The organism is Cohnella sp., assembly GCF_041640265.1.
In the GTDB taxonomy this organism is placed as follows: domain Bacteria; phylum Bacillota; class Bacilli; order Paenibacillales; family Paenibacillaceae; genus Cohnella.
The window spans coordinates 1-2,377 of record NZ_JBEQAP010000056.1 but is presented as its reverse complement, the minus strand read 5'-3'; the positions used below and the strand labels follow the sequence as shown (position 1 = coordinate 2,377).

2 protein-coding genes and 1 pseudogene are annotated in these 2,377 nt (G+C 45.4%); all 3 read left to right on the top strand.

Annotation, left to right across the window (positions count from 1 at the left end; all coding sequences use genetic code 11):
• The coding region (locus tag ACESLK_RS25725) for an extracellular solute-binding protein (RefSeq protein ID WP_373232633.1) at positions 1-722 on the top strand (722 nt) is incomplete at its 5' end.
• A gap of 154 nt (positions 723-876) precedes the next feature.
• Positions 877-1,935, top strand: a complete 1,059-nt coding sequence (locus ACESLK_RS25720; RefSeq protein WP_373232632.1) for a GntR family transcriptional regulator — start codon at positions 877-879, stop codon at positions 1,933-1,935.
• Between the two features lie 167 nt (positions 1,936-2,102).
• Positions 2,103-2,377, top strand: a pseudogene (locus ACESLK_RS25715) (ABC transporter substrate-binding protein); the annotation flags it as partial.

Here is a 2,377-nt window from a genome sequence, read left to right as displayed (position 1 = left end):
GCGATGGTAAAGTCGACATTTACGGCGGAGCCAACTTCACACTTGAAGGTGCGGTATGGGCAAGCGGCGGAGACTTCATCGACTACAAAACAGGCACCATTACAATTGATACACCTGAATTCGCAAGCGCTATGCAATGGGTAGCGGACCTTCGTCTCAAGCACAAGGTAACCCCATCGCCAGAGGATGAGAAAGCGATGAATGCTTACTCTCGTTTCGTAGCGGGCAAAGTAGGGATGTTCCCAATGGGTCCTTGGGATCAACCGGGCTTCTGGGACTTGCCTTTTGAATGGGATATCGCGGCATGGCCGACGAACCCGGCAACAGGCAAAGCGGGCACATGGGTCGGATCGATGGGTTACTCGGTATCGAGCAAATCCAAGCATGCGCAGGAAGCGTTTAACTTAGCGGCGTTCCTCGCCCTTGATGCCGAAGGACAGAAGCAAAACTACGAGCTAGGCCAAGCGGTGCCTAACTTGATCGACATGGCCAAAGGCGGGTTTGTGGAATATGACAAAGCGCCGGCTAACCGTCAAGTGTTCCTGGATATCATTGAAGATTACGGTCACCCGGTTATTGATTTCGGTTCGAAGGACACGAAATGGATTGATACGATGTGGCAAGAGGTCGGCAAAGTATGGGACGGCAAAATGACTGCCGCGGATTGGGCGAAGGAAATGCAGCCGAAGCTGCAAGAGCTCTATGACAAAGGTAATAAGTAAGTGGAATACCTAATAATGAATGCTGTGTCTTAAAGCTCTGACTTTAAGGTACAGCATTTTTATATGTATAAAATACAATTCGCATAAGTTTACTGACAAATTTCGATTAATTTAGTATACTTAATATATATTAATATGCGAATGGGGCAAAATCATGAAAAATCACCCTCTATATAAACAAATTCAAGTTGATATTTTAGGGCAAATCAAAGCTGGCAAGCTGCGTCCCGGAGATCGTGTCTCTTCCGAGAAAGAACTTGCGGAGCAATACAGAGTAAGCCAAATTACGAGTAAAAACGCATTGATAGGATTAGCGGATGAAGGAGTGCTCGTCCGGGTGCAAGGAAAAGGAACGTTTGTACGGCAGGAGGGAGTAACAGTTGGAACTTTAGATATAACAAGCAACGTACGCGATGTCATCGGACTTATACTTCCCTGCATGAAAACTAAGGTTGATCAGAAAATTCTTGATTCTATCGAGAAGTACGTTACGGCTAGCGGTTACAACCTGCAGGTCCGAATTACGAGAGAGTCTCAAATGGAAGAGAGCGCAGCCATCGAATCGATGGTAGCTTCCGGTGTACGCGGGTTAATCGTGTTTCCGACGGAGGAGGAGCGATACAACGATAGTATTTTGCGTTTGTCGCTCGATAAATTTCCCCACGTGCTAATTGATCGCTTTTTGAAAGAGATTCGCACGTACAGCGTTAGCTCGGATAATGTGAACGGTACGGAACAGGCGATTACTTATTTGCTCGAAAGCGGCCATGAACATATAGCACTTATTACTCCTGAGATTACAAATACGGCAACCGAGGAACGGATGATGGGGTTTGAGAAAGCTTACTTGGCTAAGAAGCTTCCAATTGACAAGGACTTATGGTGTGTCCTGAAGATCGAGGATATTTCTAACGGCAATGCGCAGCCTATAATTGAAGCGTTCATGAATGAGCGGCCAGCGGTTTCGGCGGCATTCGTTGTCAATGTTGAATTGACGAACTATACGTATTATGCAGCGAAGCGGTTGAAAAAAATGGTGCCCGACAATATGGAGCTCGTTTGCTTTGATAAACCCGATTTTCAGGACGTATCGTATTTGCAGCAAGATGAAGATGAAATCTGCAGGGTTACGGTTGAATTGCTTCATGCGCAACTACAGGGTGAATACGAGCCGCAGCGTATCGTTGTGCCGGTGAAATTCAGTAAACGGTAAGCTATAGAATAAGAAAAATACCTTCGTGCAGCTCTTGTGCACGGGGTATTTTTATATTGTATTTAGTATATAAACATATAACAATATAATCTATAATAAATCCATAAGGTTAAACGCTTACAGCATCATACAGTGTCTTGCACATAACAAGGGAGGCGTCAAACGAAATGAAGAAAAAATTATCTGTAAAGCTTGGACTTGTGCCTATCCTTTGCTTCGGAATGCTGCTTGCAGCGTGTTCATCGGGCAATAACGGAAGCGATTCCGCATCGAATGGGAATGCGAGCGAGAGTGCGGGGAGTAAAGAAGAAAGCGAAGCAAGCGCACCGGTTGAGAACGTAAAGATTTCGTTCATGGGCCATGGCAGCCCACAAGAGAAGAATATCTTCACGAAGCTCATTAAATCGTACGAAGCGAAATATCCGAACGTAAAGGTTGAATA

Coding starts and splice junctions, on each gene's coding strand:
- ACESLK_RS25720 (WP_373232632.1), top strand. CDS start 877: ATGAAAAATCACCCTCTATATAAACAAATTCAAGTTGATATTTTAGGG.